Consider the following 13,803-nt stretch of genomic DNA (forward strand, 5'->3'; position numbering starts at 1 on the left):
CTCCTAGTAGCCGAGGATCTCGGGCCAATGGATTTCGACTCCCGATTCGGTGAGCCGGTGCTGGAACTGTTCGATCAGTTCCGGGTCCGAGGCGATGTCGCTCGGAAGGATCGCGTGCTCGAGGCAGAACGCCACGAGTTCGCCCGCCGCCTCGCCGACGTTCCACTCGACGGGGTGCAGGCGGTACGCGCCGTTCGTGATGTGAGTGGTGCCGATGTTCTTGGCGGCCGGCAGGAGGTTCTTCATCCGCAACGGGACCAACGCGGCGAGCGGGATCTCGAACGGCGCGCACTCGACGTCGATGTAGTTGTCGCCCGCAGTCGACGGGTGGAGGTCGATGCGGTACATCCCGACCCCGACGGAGTCCGGGAACGTCACCGGTCCGGCATCCCCGCGTGCAGCGACCGAGATGTCCTGCTCGACGATCGTGCGGAGCGCGCGGATGCGCCGGGATTCGCGGATGTACGGTGCCTGCGCGAACCCGTCGTCGGTGCCCATCACGTCCCCGCGCAAGCGCAGTCCGGGCCATCCGAATCCGCCGTCGGGTCGTGGCGCCTCGGTCTGGAGCCAGTAGAAGTACGCGCGCGACTGGGCCTTCGCGGCGGCGAGGTGCCGATCCCGCTCGTCGGTGTCGATGATCGAGCCGCCGAGGTAGTCGAGCTGGGGCCAGTTCGCGAGTACGATGTCGCTCTCGTAGAAGCCCTCACCGAACGTCTGCCGCGCCGCGATGCGGCGGAAGGTCCAGAGGTCCTGGTCACCGGCATCGGTCCGTGGATCGCCGTGGCGTTCCTCGCTCGGATTCACTCCGAGCGTGCGCGCCTCGGGCACGAGCGTGCGGGGATTCGGGGCGACGAAGGACAGCATCGGCGCACCCCAGAAGGGCGGCTCGAGCCCACGCCACTCTTCGTAGTCGTCCGGTCGCTCGATCGTGTGGTCGCCGTCGACGTGGTCGAACGCGAAGCACCAGGCGATCGACTGCACGTTCGCCGGGTCGGCATCGACCGGCGCGCTCGGCTCGCCCGTCTCCTCGTGCGATTCCGCTCCGACGACGTACTCGGTGCCGGTGAGCGGGAGAAGGTCCCCCGTCTCCGTCGCGTCGAGCACGAAGGGTGCCCTGATCACGGTTCGCGCGCCGCTCCCGCTGCGCTCCACGACGACCTCGCGGACGAGGTCGTCCTCGACCAGCGCCGAAATGGGAACCGCTCGTCGGACGACGACGAGCCGGCCACTCGACTCGAACGGAGCCAACCGCTCTCGAATCACGGCTTCGGCGACCCGCGGCTCGTGGCAGAGGCGGCTGACGCGACCACGGCCGGGGTTGAGCGCGCGCTCCGAGCGCGCGGATTCGGTCAACGGATAGTTGCGTCGGTAGTACTCGCGGATGGCTTCGCGCAACGCGCGGTATCGCGATGTGATCCCGAACTGTTCGACCCAGATGTGCTCGTCGGGCGGAACGGCCTGCGAGGTCAGCTGACCGCCGAGCCAGCGATGCTCCTCGGTGAGGACGACGCGGAGACCGCGTTCGAGCGCGGCGAGCGCGGCGGCGACTCCGCCGAGACCGCCCCCGATGATCGCGACGTCGGTGTCGAGCGCCCTCATCGCGCAGCACGCTCGACGACGGTCTCCCCGATCTCCACCTCGGCTTCGAGGAGGCGCTGCACGTCGAGCTCCTCCCACTCCTCGACGGGCGTGGCGATGAGCAGCTGGAGCATTTCGAGCGCCGTCGCGGCGACTCGCTCGCGCGGCACCCGGAATCCCGTGAGGGCGCGATCACCACTGCGGTGCCCCCGCACCTCGGCGAGCGCCGCCACTGATACCTCGTCGGGCACGACGACCCCCGCGGTTGTGAGTGCGTGGATCGCGTCCTCGGCGAGGAAGACGTCCTCGGCGAAGACGACGCTCGCCCGCGCGGCGCGAACATGCTCGGCGAGGCCTGCGAGATCCGCCTCTTCGAGGATGGAGAACTCCAAGCGACCGTCGGACGCCGCCAACTCGATGGCTTGCAGGCGGTCGCGGACGGTCGGGCTGGAGCCTTCGCGCCGGAGGTAGACGGCCCGCTCGTGGCCGAGCGCCCGTGAGCGCTCGACGAGTGCGAGCGTCGGGGTGACGTAGTCGAGTCCCACGTAGGGCACCGTCGCCTCCGTCTCGTCGCGGCGACCGACCGCCACGAACGGGAACCGCTCTTCGACGAGCCGCTCGAGCTCCGAGGCATCCATCTGCTGGCCCAGCAGGATGCAGCCATCTGCGAGCCGCAACCGTGTCTTGCGGTTGAAGAGGCTGCGGCGACCGTCCTCTACGGGCGAGCTCGTGAAGAACAGCAGGTCGCAGCCGATGCGTTCCGCCGCCCGCTCGATGCCGTTGAGGAGCGGGCCGTAGAAATCCATGCTCTCGGGCGAGAGGGCCGCCTCGTAGGTGAACACCCCGACGATCTGGTTGTCGAGACCGGCGAGCCGGCGAGCAGCGGGGTCGGCGACGTATGTGGATGCCTCGATGGCAGCCTTGACCCGCGCACGCGTTTCCTCGGGAATGCGCACGTTCGAGCCATCGCGGTCGTTGAGCACCATCGATACGGTGGTCTGGCTCACCCCTGCGATGCGGGCGATCTCCCGTTGGGTGATCCGACGAGGCTTCGGTGCCATCTGAACTCCTGTGCTGATAATGCCTATTGGCGGGGTGTCGAGCAGTGACGCTAATACGCATCATCAAATTCCGCAACCCCACTTGACAAATCGCCGCACTCGGATCGACGATGGTCGAGTCCCCTTTGATAATAGGTATTAGCAGCATGTCGTCGCGGACATGCGGAAGAGGAGCGACGATGACGTCGACACCTTCGGGCCCGAGTGGGCTCACCCGCCGCGGATTCCTCGGCGGCGGCCTCGCCGCCGGGGTCCTGCTCATCGCGGAGCCGTCGCCCGTCACCGCCGTGGCGGCAGCGGGTGACGTGACGCTCTCGGCGTCGGGCATCAGCGTGCTCGCAAGCGTCGGCGGTCGTATCGCCGTCCGCGACGGCGCCGGCGTGATCCGCTCGCAGGGTTCCCGATTCCAGGTGAAGGACTCGGTCACCGGCATCCACGTCTCCACAGGTGGGCAGCCGAGCCTCATCACGACTGCCGAGGGGCAGCCCGCGATCCGCATGGAGTACGTCTTCGGGACGGCCGCCGGGGCGACCACGGTCGTCGGCACGGTCACGGTGTCGACGAACCGGGCGCACTTCGAGTGGCACGTGGACGGGGCCTCCACCCTGTTGCCCGATGGATTCCTCTTCAGCCGTGCCATCATCGGCGCGACCGAGCCCGATGACTACGTCGCCCTCACGAAGTGGTCGCGCGACCCCGCCGGAGGCATCCCGTTCGAGGAGATGATCGGCGTGGCGCACACCTCGACCTGGGGCGAGCAGCACGGCATGTTCTTGCTCGAACGGTCGCGCCAGGCGTGGTCGAACGCGACCTGGATCCACTGCCCCGGCATGCCGCGCGAGGACGGTGGCCACCTCAGCTCTGCCGACTTCTTCTTCAGCACCACCCTGCCCTCGGCGACCGCCTCGATCGGACTCGGCCGGGCGCTCGGGCTCGAACTGCAGACCGACCGCGCCTTCAGCCTGCTCACGCCGACCGACCCGCCGATCACTCTGACGGCGCTCATCGCGAACGGCGCCGAGGTCGAGCAGCGCGTCGAGGTGAGCTGGTGGGTGCGCGACTACGACGGCGAGATCCTTGCCGAGGAGACCCGATCGGTCGACATCGCCGCACGTTCCACGACCGCCCCGGAGTTCACCTTCGCCGCACCCCCCGAGGGCGTGTACGTCTCCGAGGTGACCGTTCGCGCGGGCGCCGACGAGGCGTTCGCGCGAACGAACGTCGCCGTGCTGCCCGCAGAGGCGGCTGCCGGCCCGTCGGCGGCCAGTATGTTCGGCATCGCCAACTATCCGTGGCTCCTGCGCCCGTCAGCTGACGCGCTTCTCGACCTCTGGCAGCGGGTGGGCATCAGCCGAGTGCGCATCGCCTACGACGGCGGCCCCGGACTCCCGCCGTCGGCGTTCGACGCCCGAGGGATGTCGCACAACATCGAGCTTCAGCCTTTGCTCACGGCGACGCCCGCCCAGGCGGCCGACTGGGCGGCGGCCAACCTCGACGTGGCGATCGCAGCGGGCGCCGAGTACTTCGAGGTCGGCAACGAGCTGAACCGGCCCTTCAACACGGGTGTCGCGGCACAGGCGTACATCGACCTGGCGCTGCGTCCGGTCGTCGACCGCGCGGCCGCCATCGGCTCGACGATCAAGATCATGAACAACGGCCTCGCTGGCATGGACGAGCCATGGGTGCGGGCGTTCCATGCCGGTGGCGGCTGGGATCTCATCGACGCGTTCGCATTCCACCCGGGCCGCGGCAACTTCACGCCCGACTACGTGCCCGCCGACGGCGACGACGCATCGTCGAACGGCGGCTACTGGAACTTCTACGGAGGCCTCCGCAAGCTGAAGGCGCTGATGGAGGAGTACGGCGAGAAGGAGATCTGGCTCACCGAGGCCTACGCCTGCACGCGGCCGAACGCATGGTGGAACGACACCTACCGACACGCCGCGGAGAACGTCTTCCTCACTCTCGCGCTCGCGAAGGCGGAGGGGCTCCGCGGGGTCTGCTGGTACCAGTTCCACGACAGCGTGCTCGGCAACCCGCAAGTGGCGAACGCCGACAACGTCGAGTACCACTTCGGCCTGATGAACCGCGATCTCAGCGCGAAACCGTCGTTGCTCGCCTACGCGAACGCGGCGCGACTGCTCGACGACGCCGAGTTCCGCGGCTGGCTCGACTTCGACGACGATGACATCAAGGGTCTGCACTTCCGGACTCCCGAAGGGGATCTCGTCGTGCTCTGGACCCGGGTCGACGGTTACGTGCTCAACCCGGATCACGCCTCTGGGACGGATCACTTCCCGGCGCCCGAGCTCTGGATCGACCCATGGCCGAGCAAGGTGCCGGTCACGGTGACCACGGTCACCGACGCGATCACAGAGATCGACGCGATCGGGCGACGGCGAACGATCGACGCAACCGGGCGAACGGCCGAGATCGTGCTCGACGGTGCGCCGCGCGTGTTCCTCGGGCTGAACGTCGCTCCGGCGACGAGCGCGGCACCGGCGGGTGTGCCCGGCGGAGCGGCCGGGCCCAGACTGGCGGGAGCACGGCACGGCTGACCGCGGCGGTTCGAGCGGGACAGCGATCGCCGTCCGCGCCGACGGGCTCCCGGATCCGGGTGGCGCATTCCGACCGCCCGCTGCCGCCCCCACTGTCGCCGGCTCCGCGTAGGCTCGTGGGGCACATGAAGACCACCGAGCTCCCGGCGTCGCGCGCCGTCGACCGCGACATCCTGCGCCTCGCCGTCCCCGCGCTCGGCGCGCTCATCGCCGAGCCGCTGTTCCTGCTCGCCGACACGGCGATGGTCGGCCATCTCGGCGCCGAGCCGCTCGCCGGCCTCGGGCTCGCGAGCGCGGTGCTGCAGACGATCATCGGGCTCATGGTGTTCCTCGCGTACGCGACGACGCCCGCGGTCGCGCGCCTGCTCGGGGCGGGCGACCTGCGCAGCGCGGTCGCCTCGGGCATCGACGGGCTGTGGCTCGCGCTCGGCATCGGCATCGTGCTCGCCGTCGCCGGCTGGTTCGCGGCACCGTGGCTCGTCGGGCTCTTCGGGGCGACCGAAGACGTCACGGCCGAGGCATCCACGTATCTCTCGATCTCGATGGCCGGCCTGCCGGCGATGCTCATCGTGTTCGCCGCGACGGGCCTGCTGCGCGGCCTGCAGGACACGAAGACCCCGCTCTGGGTCGCCGGCATCGGCTTCGCCGTCAACATCGCGCTCAACTACGTGTTCATCTACGTCGCGGGCTGGGGCATCGCGGGGTCGGCAGCGGGCACCGTCATCGCGCAGTGGGGAATGGTCGCGGTCTACCTCGTCGTCGTCGCGTCGCATGCGCGCCGGGCGGGCGCGAGCCCCTGGCCGCACCACGCCGGAGTGCTGCGCGGGGCCGTCTCGGGCGGCTGGCTGTTCATCCGCACCGCGAGCCTGCGCGTCGCGCTGCTGCTCGCGACGTGGACCGCGACCTCGCTCGGGTCGAACGAGCTCGCCGCCTTCCAGGTCGCGATGACGATCTACTTCACGCTCGGGTTCGCCCTCGACGCGCTGGCGATCGCGGCGCAGGCCCTCATCGGGCAGGGGCTCGGCGCGGGCGACGTCGCGGTCGTCCGGCGCGTGCTGCGGCGCTGCATCGAGTGGGGCATCGGCTCGGGCGCGGTCATCGGGACACTGCTCATCGCGACGGCCTGGGTGCTGCCCGGGCTGTTCACGAGCTCGGCCGAGGTCGCGGCCCTGCTGCCGCCGTCGCTCGTCGTGCTCGGCCTGTCGGCACCCCTCGGCGGCCTCGTCTTCGTGCTCGACGGCGTGCTGATCGGGGCCGGCGACGCCAGGTACCTCGCGTGGACCGGCCTCGTGAACCTGGCCGTCTTCGTGCCGCTCGCACTCGGCGTCGCGGCGATCGCCCCGTCCGGCGCGGCCGGGCCGGCCTGGTTGATGGCGGCCTTCGCGATCGGGTACCTGGCGGCCCGCGCCGTCACCCTCTCCCTCCGCGCCCGCGGCAGCAAGTGGATGGTGACGGGCGCCCCGGCCTGAGCGGCCCCGCGACGCGTCCACCCGTCGTGAGTCAGGAGCGGATCAGGCCAGCCACTCGCGCGCCGCGCCGACGAGAGCGGTGACGCCGCTCTCGAGGGTCGGGTCGATGACGGGCGCGAAGTGCGGCGAGTGGTTCGACGGAAGGTCGTCGGGCAGTCGGCCCGCGGCGAGCGCGGCCGGGTCGAACAGCGACGGGTCGAACCCGCCGAGGAACCAGTACACGAGCGGCACGCCCGCTTCGGTGGCGAAGACGCCGACGTCTTCGCTGCCGGAGACGACGCCCGGGTCGAACACGCGCCCCTCGCCGAGGGCGCGGCGCAGGGCGGCTGCGGTGCGCTCCGAGGCATCGGGGTCGTTGACAGTGGCCGGGAAGCGGGCGTCGTAGTCGAGATCGGGATCGCGGGGCGCGCCCGACGCGGCCGCCTCGCCCTTGGCGACGCGCTCGATCGCGGTGAGCACCCTCGTGCGCACCGTCTCATCGAAGCTGCGCACGTTGATGCCGAGCATCGCCTCCGACGGAATGATGTTGTGCTTCGTGCCGGCGTGCAGCTGCCCGACCGTGACGACGGCGGCGTCGGTCGCGGCGACCTCGCGGGCGACGACGCCCTGCAGCCGCATGGTGATCGCGGCGGCGAGCAGCACTGGGTCGATCGTCGTCTCGGGGCGCGAGCCGTGCCCGCCGACGCCGTGCACGCGGACCGTGAGCGAGTCGGCGGCCGCCATCGCGACGCCCGGGTGCACGCCGACGAATCCCGCCGGCAGCGGGGCGACGTGCTGGCCGAGCACGATGTCGGGCCTGGGCACGCGTTCGTAGAGCCCGTCGGCGATCATCGACTCGGCTCCGCCGCCGAGCTCCTCGGCCGGCTGGAAGACGACGACGAGCGTGCCCGACCAGCCCGCACGCTCGGCCACCAGGCGCTCGGTCGCGCCGAGCAGGCACGTCACGTGCACGTCGTGGCCGCACGCGTGCATGACCGGCACGTCGTTGCCGTCGGGGTCGATACCGCGCGCCGTGCTCGCGTACGGCAGCCCGGTGTCCTCGAGCACGGGCAGGGCGTCCATGTCGGCGCGCAGCAGCACCGTCGGGCCGTCGCCGTTGGCGAGCACGCCCGCCACGCCGGTCGTGCCGAGCCCGGTCACGACCTCGAGGCCGAGACCGCTCAGCACCTCGGCGACGATGCCGGCGGTGCGGTGCTCCTGGAACGAGAGTTCGGGGTTGGCGTGCAGGTCTCGGTAGATCGCGGCGAGGTCGAGGCTCATGCGGGCCAGCCTACGACCGGGCGCGCTCGATGCCGCGAGGGCGCACGCCGGGTGCGCCGAGACACCGCGCTGCGAGGTGCCGCGCGATGCGGCTCGGCCCCGCGCCGGCCTGGAGGGCGGCGTCGCGCGACGCACGTCGCACGTCGCACTGGTGCGTTGCGCCCGCGAGCCGCGGTCATTCCCTCGGCGACCGGTGTGGTCATGTGGTCATGTGGTCACGACGGCTGTGGTCATGTGGCCATGTGCTCACGACCGGTGCGGCCATGTGGCCATATCGCCACGACCGATGTGGTCATGTGGTCATGTGGTCACGACGGGTGTGGTCATGTGGTCATGTGGTCACGACCGGTGTGGCCATGTGGCCATGTCGCCACGACCGGTGTGGCCATGTGGTCATGTGGTCGCGCTCCGCGGAGGGCGACCCTCCCGCCGAGGCCTCGTCGCGCGCCGCGCGCACGGCGGACCAGACCGAGGAGCCGTCGTGCAGACGACACGCGCGCTTCTCACACCCCGCCCTCAGCGGGCGGGCGGCGGGGCGGTGGTGTCGCCGACGTGCAGGGTGCTCGTGAAGCAGACCGATTCGGGCGACTCGCCCGCGAGCAGGCTCACGACCGCCTCGCCGGCGGCACGGCCCTTCGCGACCGACGGCTGCGAGAGCGTCGTCAGGTCGTGCTGCAGACCGTCCACGCGGATGCCGTCGAACCCGATGACGCTGAGCTCGGCGGGCACCGCGATGTCGAGCTCCTCCGCGGCGCGGATGACGCCCGCCGCGAGCAGGTCGCTCTGGGCGATGATCGCCGTCGGCCGGCTCTCGGGGTTCGCGAGCAGCGCCCGTGCGGCCTCGAGGCCCTCCTCGATCGAGCTCGCCCCGGCGACCTGGCCGGTGATGCCGGGGAAGATCTCGCGGGCGCCGGCGAGCCGCTCGCGCGCGGTCGCCGCGGTGCCGGCGCGCTCGAGCTCGGGGGTGAGCGGGCCGCGCGTGCGGGCCGCATCGAACGGCAACGTCACGAGTGCGACGCGCGTGTGCCCGAGCTGACGCAGGTAGTCGGCGCCGCGCCGGGTCGCCTGGTGGTTGTCGATCGAGATCTCGGGCAGGTCCTCACCGGTGTCGCCCTCGATGGCGACGGCGGGGATGCCTCGGCGCCGGAGCGCCTCGATCGAGACGGCGAGCCGCGGGCTGCAGCCGATCAGGACGACCGCGTCGACGGGCGCGCTCTCGATGTTCACGGCGTTCTCGCCGGGCTCGCCGGTGTCGGTCAGCAGCAGCAGGCCGGCGCCGAGCGGCGCGATGCCCTCGGTGATGCCGTCGAGCATCTGGATCTTCACCGGGTCGAGGAACGCGGCCCGCACCCGCTCTTCGAGCACGACGCCGACGATGCCCGAGCGGCCCTGCCGGAGCGAGCGAGCGCGCGGGTCGGGCCCGCCGTAGCCGAGCGCCGCGGCGGCGTCGAGCACCCGCTGCTTCGTGGCGTCCGACACGGGGCCGGACCCGCTGAACGCGAGCGAGGCCGTCGACGCGGAGACGCCGGCCTTCGCGGCGACGTCGGCGAGCGTCGGCCGCGAGGCGGCCGGGGCGGCGGGTTCGGGCTGCATGCGCCCGATTCTAGGCCGAATCGATTCGAAGCCGGCCGAGCACGGTGCCGCGCCACCCAAAGGTACCGGCGCTCGTCACGAACCCTCGGCGAGCTCCTTCACCTTCGCGACGAGCGAGTCCCACATCCCCTTCGAGTGCTCGGCCGCCTCCGCCGTCGGGTTGTCGTCCTGCGTGAGCGTCAGCACCGTCGCCCCGCCGGCGGCGACGAGCGTCCACGTCAGGGTGTGATGGTTCTCGGGCACGTCGGCCTCGCCGCCCAGCGGACTGAAGTGCGTGTGCACGAGCCGTCCGGGCGGGTCGAACTCGAGCACGACGCCGTGGTCCTCGTACGCCTCGCCCTTCCACTCACCGCGCCACCTGATGTCGCCGCCCACCGACCACTCCGTCTCGAGCTCGGTGCCGAACATGAACTCCCGTGCGGCGGCCGGGTCGGTGATCACCGCCCAGACGTGCTCGCGCGGCGCGTCGATCGTGATGCTCGAGACCGCGTCGAATCGCTCGGCCATGATCCGCCTCCTTTCGCGTCACCGCCCGGAGGCGGTCTCCGCTCATGGTCGGGCCCAGGCTACGCCGGACGATCGCGCGCGTCTTGCAGATACGCGACACCGGCGGCCGGCCTCAGCCGGCCGCGACCGCCTCGCGCGCCTCGGTGAACGCCTCGACGCAGCGGCGGATCTCATCCTCGGAGTGCGCAGCCGACAGCTGCACGCGGATGCGCGCGGCGCCCTTCGGCACGACCGGGTACGAGAAGGCCGTCACGAACACGCCGCGCTCCTGCAGGGCGTCGGCGATGCGCGCGGTGAGCGCCGCGTCGCCGAACATGACCGGCACGATCGGGTGCTCGCCGGGCAGCAGCTCGAAGCCCGCGGCATCCATGAGGTCTCGGAACAGCGCGGCGTTCGCGTTCAGGCGCGTGCGCAGCTCGCCCGAGGAGGCCAGGAGCGACAGCGCCTCGAGCGTGCCCGCGACGATCGCGGGCGCGAGGGTGTTCGAGAACAGGTACGGCCGGGCCCGCTGGCGCAGCAGGTCGACGATCTCCTGGCGGGCGGCGACATATCCACCGGATGCGCCGCCGAGCGCCTTGCCGAACGTGCCGGTCGTGATGTCGACCCGCCCCTCGACGCCGCAGTACTCGGGCGTGCCGCGGCCGTTCGCGCCGACGAAGCCGACGGCGTGCGAGTCGTCGACGAACACGAGCGCGCCGTACCGGTCGGCGAGGTCGCAGATCTCCTCGAGCGGCGCGATGTAGCCGTCCATCGAGAACACGCCGTCGGTCACGATGACCTTGCGTCGGGCGCCCGCAGCCTCGACGAGACGGGCCTCGAGGTCGGTCATGTCGCGGTTCTTGTACCGGAACCGCCGTGCCTTCGAGAGGCGGATGCCGTCGATGATCGACGCGTGGTTGAGCTCGTCGGAGATGATCGCGTCGTCGGCCCCGAACAGCGTCTCGAAAACACCGCCGTTCGCGTCGAAGCACGACGAGAACAGGATCGTGTCGTCGTACCCGAGGAACTCCGACACGCGCCGCTCGAGCTCGAGGTGCTGCTCCTGCGTACCGCAGATGAAGCGCACGCTCGCCATGCCGTAGCCCCACTCGTCGAGGCCGCGGTGCGCGGCCGCGACGATGCGCGGGTCGTCGGCGAGGCCCAAGTAGTTGTTCGCGCAGAAGTTCAGCACCTCGCGGCCCGCGACGTCGATCGCCGAGGACTGCGGCCCCTGGATGCCGCGCTCGCGCTTCGTGAGCCCGGCGGCCTCGATCTCGTCGAGTTCGGCGCGCAGCTGCGCCTTCACGTCTCCGTACATCAGATCTCCGTCCAGTCGAGGATGACCTTGCCCACGCCGCCCGATGCGGCCACGTCGAAGGCCTCGCGCCAGTCGCGCGCGGCGAACCGGTCGCTGATGATCGAGGCCACGCGCGAACGCAGCTCCGAGCTCGTCTGCAGCATCGCCGACATCGAGTTCCAGGTCTCGAACATCTCGCGGCCGTAGATGCCCTTGAGCGTGAGCATGTGGGTGACGACCTTGCCCCAGTCGATCGCGTAGGGCTCGCTCGGCAGGCCGAGCATCGCGATGCGGCCGCCGTGGTTCATGTTCTCGATCATCTCGGGCAGCGCCTTCGGCGACCCGCTCATCTCGAAGCCGACGTCGAAGCCCTCGCGCATGCCGAGCCGGCCCTGCGCCTCGCGCACGCGCTCCTTCGAGACATCCACGACCGCGTCGGCACCCATGTCCATCGCGAGCGAGAGGCGCGACGGCGAGACATCCGAGGCGACGATGAACCGCGCGCCGACGTGGCGCGCCACCGCGATCGACATGAGGCCGATCGGTCCGCAGCCCGTGACGAGCACGTCCTCACCGACGACCGAGAAGGCGAGGGCGGTGTGCACCGCGTTGCCGAAGGGGTCGAAGATCGCGCCGACCTCGGGATCGACCGGCGAGTGGTGCACCCAGACGTTCTCGCCGGGGATGACCACGTACTCGGCGAACGCGCCGTCGCGGTGCAGGCCCACGCCCTGCGTGCGGATGCACATCTGGCGACGGCCGGCGCGGCAGTTGCGGCACATGCCGCAGACGACGTGGCCCTCGCCCGACACCTTGTCGCCGACGGCGACGTCGTGGACGAGCGAGCCCACCTCGACGACCTCGCCGTAGAACTCGTGCCCCGGGATGAGCGGGGTGCGGATCTCGGAGGCCGCCCAGTCGTCCCACTTCTCGATGTGCAGGTCGGTGCCGCAGATGCCGGTGCGCAGCACCCGGATCTTCACGTCGGCGGGACCGGGCTCGGGCTCGGGCCGTTCGACGAACTCGAAACCGGCGCCGGGGGCGGCTTTGTAGAGGGCCTTCATCGCTTCGAAAACTCCGTTGTTCGGCGCACGAACCGCTGGGTGCGGCGGTTCATGCGGTTGGTCCGGTGGGTGCGCCGGATGACTCAGCCATCGTACCGGCGCGGGAAGAACCATGACTTCGGAGATCTGCACGAAACGGGCCCGTGCACGCGGGTGCGCGCCGACGTTGCGTCGCTCTCCGAAGGGGCGGCGGGATGCCTCAGGCCGACGCCGTCGCCGGCTCGACCTGGCCCGCCTCGAAGTAGGCCACGAGCCCCGAGTCGAGCTGCGGCACGTCGAGCGTGCCGCCGTCGCCGCGCAGCGACTCGGTGGCCCGGATGCCGACGGCGACCGCCTCGCGGGCGGCGACCGGCGAGGTCTCGGTCAGCCCGCCGTCGCGCACGAACCGCAGGAACTCGCCGACGAGCAGCGCGTCGGCGCCGTCGTGGCCGACGTCCTCGGGCGAGGCCGGCACGATGAACGTCTCGTCGGCCGGTGCCGCGCCCTGATGGCGCCGGTTCCACAGCCGCACCTCCGACCCCGAGACGTCCCCGAAGTTCTCGATGCGGCCCTCGGTGCCGATGACCGTGTAGTTGCGCCAGTAGTCGGGCGTGAAGTGGCACTGCTGGTAGCTCGCGAGCACCCCGTTGCCGAGGCGCATGTTGACCATCGAGATGTCCTCGACGTCGACGACCGGGTTGAGGCCGGTCTGCGCGGTCGGCGGCCAGTTGTCGAGGCTGAACCAGTCGCGCATGCGCTCGCCCGAGCGGTCGCGGCGGTCGTCGATGTCGCCATAGACGCTCAGCGCGCCCATGGCCTGCACCTCGGTCGTGTAGGCGCCGGCGAGCCAGTGGATGACGTCGAGGTCGTGGGCGCCCTTCTGCAGCAGCAGGCCCGTCGTCTTCTCGCGCTCGGCGTGCCAGTCCTTGAAGTAGTAGTCGCCGCCGTTGCCGACGAAGTGGCGGCACCACACGGCCTTCACCTCGCCGATGCGGCCCTCGAGGATGAGCCGGCGCATGAGGAGCACGACCGACATGTGGCGCATGTTGTGGCCGACGTAGAGGCGCGTGCCCGTGCGACGAGCGGTCTCGAGGATCGCGTCGGCGTCGTCGAGGGTCACGGCGAGCGGCTTCTCGCAGAACACCGGGACGCCGGCCTCGAGCGCGGCGATCGCGACGGGCGCGTGCTGGTGGTCGGGGGTCAGCACCATGACGGCGTCGATGCCGCTCGCGAGCAGCTCGTCGAGCGAGTCGGTGACGGATGCCTCGGGCAGTGCCGCGCGCGCCTCGGCGCGCGATCGTTCGGCGAGGTCGCAGACGGCGACGACGCGTGAGCCGCGGCCGGGCTTGTGCGCCTCCTTCCACAGGGTCGAGCGCGCGCCGAAGCCGACGATGCCGATGTTCAGATCCACGGGGTGGTGCTCCTTCAGGTGTTGCCGCACGCGAGCCGGGCCGCGGG

10 protein-coding genes are annotated in these 13,803 nt (G+C 71.1%); 2 read left to right on the forward strand and 8 right to left on the reverse strand.

Annotated elements, in window-relative coordinates:
• Positions 1–3 precede the first annotated feature (3 nt).
• Positions 4–1,599 carry an FAD-dependent oxidoreductase gene (locus AC3RJ7_RS15010; protein WP_491456651.1) on the reverse strand — a complete coding sequence of 532 codons (1,596 nt, stop codon included), beginning with the start codon at positions 1,597–1,599 and terminating at the stop codon, positions 4–6.
• Positions 1,596–2,639 (reverse strand): LacI family DNA-binding transcriptional regulator, encoded by a 1,044-nt coding sequence (locus AC3RJ7_RS15015; RefSeq protein WP_491456652.1) that lies wholly within the window; start codon positions 2,637–2,639, stop codon positions 1,596–1,598. Before AC3RJ7_RS15015 ends, AC3RJ7_RS15010 begins: the two co-directional genes overlap by 4 nt.
• A gap of 179 nt (positions 2,640–2,818) precedes the next feature.
• Here AC3RJ7_RS15015 and AC3RJ7_RS15020 point away from each other — a divergent pair, with 179 nt between their 5' ends.
• Both AC3RJ7_RS15020 and AC3RJ7_RS15025 read left to right on the forward strand, forming a co-directional pair.
• Complete coding sequence (locus tag AC3RJ7_RS15020) at positions 2,819–5,197, forward strand: hypothetical protein (protein WP_491456653.1); 2,379 nt, start codon at positions 2,819–2,821, stop codon at positions 5,195–5,197.
• A gap of 125 nt (positions 5,198–5,322) precedes the next feature.
• Positions 5,323–6,666, forward strand: a complete 1,344-nt coding sequence (locus tag AC3RJ7_RS15025; RefSeq protein ID WP_491456654.1) for an MATE family efflux transporter — start codon at positions 5,323–5,325, stop codon at positions 6,664–6,666.
• Between the two features lie 42 nt (positions 6,667–6,708).
• Here the strand turns inward: AC3RJ7_RS15025 and AC3RJ7_RS15030 are convergent, their stop codons facing one another.
• The 6 genes from AC3RJ7_RS15030 to AC3RJ7_RS15055 all read right to left on the reverse strand — a co-directional run bounded on the left by AC3RJ7_RS15030 (position 6,709) and on the right by AC3RJ7_RS15055 (position 13,756).
• Positions 6,709–7,926, reverse strand: a complete 1,218-nt coding sequence (locus tag AC3RJ7_RS15030) for an amidohydrolase (RefSeq protein ID WP_491456655.1) — start codon at positions 7,924–7,926, stop codon at positions 6,709–6,711.
• 516 nt (positions 7,927–8,442) lie between these two features.
• Positions 8,443–9,519: a LacI family DNA-binding transcriptional regulator gene (locus tag AC3RJ7_RS15035; protein ID WP_491456656.1), complete on the reverse strand. Its 1,077-nt coding sequence runs from the start codon at positions 9,517–9,519 to the stop codon at positions 8,443–8,445.
• A gap of 75 nt (positions 9,520–9,594) precedes the next feature.
• Positions 9,595–10,026 carry an SRPBCC domain-containing protein gene (locus AC3RJ7_RS15040; RefSeq protein ID WP_491456657.1) on the reverse strand — a complete coding sequence of 144 codons (432 nt, stop codon included), beginning with the start codon at positions 10,024–10,026 and terminating at the stop codon, positions 9,595–9,597.
• A gap of 112 nt (positions 10,027–10,138) precedes the next feature.
• The gene (locus AC3RJ7_RS15045; RefSeq protein ID WP_491456658.1) at positions 10,139–11,323 is read right to left on the reverse strand and encodes a glycine C-acetyltransferase; all 1,185 of its coding nucleotides are present in this window, start codon (positions 11,321–11,323) and stop codon (positions 10,139–10,141) included.
• Positions 11,323–12,366: an L-threonine 3-dehydrogenase gene (tdh, locus tag AC3RJ7_RS15050; RefSeq protein WP_491456659.1), complete on the reverse strand. Its 1,044-nt coding sequence runs from the start codon at positions 12,364–12,366 to the stop codon at positions 11,323–11,325. Before tdh ends, AC3RJ7_RS15045 begins: the two co-directional genes overlap by 1 nt.
• Positions 12,367–12,565: 199 nt before the next feature.
• Complete coding sequence (locus tag AC3RJ7_RS15055; RefSeq protein WP_491456660.1) at positions 12,566–13,756, reverse strand: Gfo/Idh/MocA family protein; 1,191 nt, start codon at positions 13,754–13,756, stop codon at positions 12,566–12,568.
• Positions 13,757–13,803 lie beyond the last annotated feature (47 nt).

The sequence above is a fragment of the Agromyces solani genome, from assembly GCF_058349925.1.

Coding starts and splice junctions, on each gene's coding strand:
- AC3RJ7_RS15010 (WP_491456651.1), bottom strand. CDS start 1,599: ATGAGGGCGCTCGACACCGACGTCGCGATCATCGGGGGCGGTCTCGGC.
- AC3RJ7_RS15015 (WP_491456652.1), bottom strand. CDS start 2,639: ATGGCACCGAAGCCTCGTCGGATCACCCAACGGGAGATCGCCCGCATC.
- AC3RJ7_RS15020 (WP_491456653.1), top strand. CDS start 2,819: ATGACGTCGACACCTTCGGGCCCGAGTGGGCTCACCCGCCGCGGATTC.
- AC3RJ7_RS15025 (WP_491456654.1), top strand. CDS start 5,323: ATGAAGACCACCGAGCTCCCGGCGTCGCGCGCCGTCGACCGCGACATC.
- AC3RJ7_RS15030 (WP_491456655.1), bottom strand. CDS start 7,926: ATGAGCCTCGACCTCGCCGCGATCTACCGAGACCTGCACGCCAACCCC.
- AC3RJ7_RS15035 (WP_491456656.1), bottom strand. CDS start 9,519: ATGCAGCCCGAACCCGCCGCCCCGGCCGCCTCGCGGCCGACGCTCGCC.
- AC3RJ7_RS15040 (WP_491456657.1), bottom strand. CDS start 10,026: ATGGCCGAGCGATTCGACGCGGTCTCGAGCATCACGATCGACGCGCCG.
- AC3RJ7_RS15045 (WP_491456658.1), bottom strand. CDS start 11,323: ATGTACGGAGACGTGAAGGCGCAGCTGCGCGCCGAACTCGACGAGATC.
- tdh (WP_491456659.1), bottom strand. CDS start 12,366: ATGAAGGCCCTCTACAAAGCCGCCCCCGGCGCCGGTTTCGAGTTCGTC.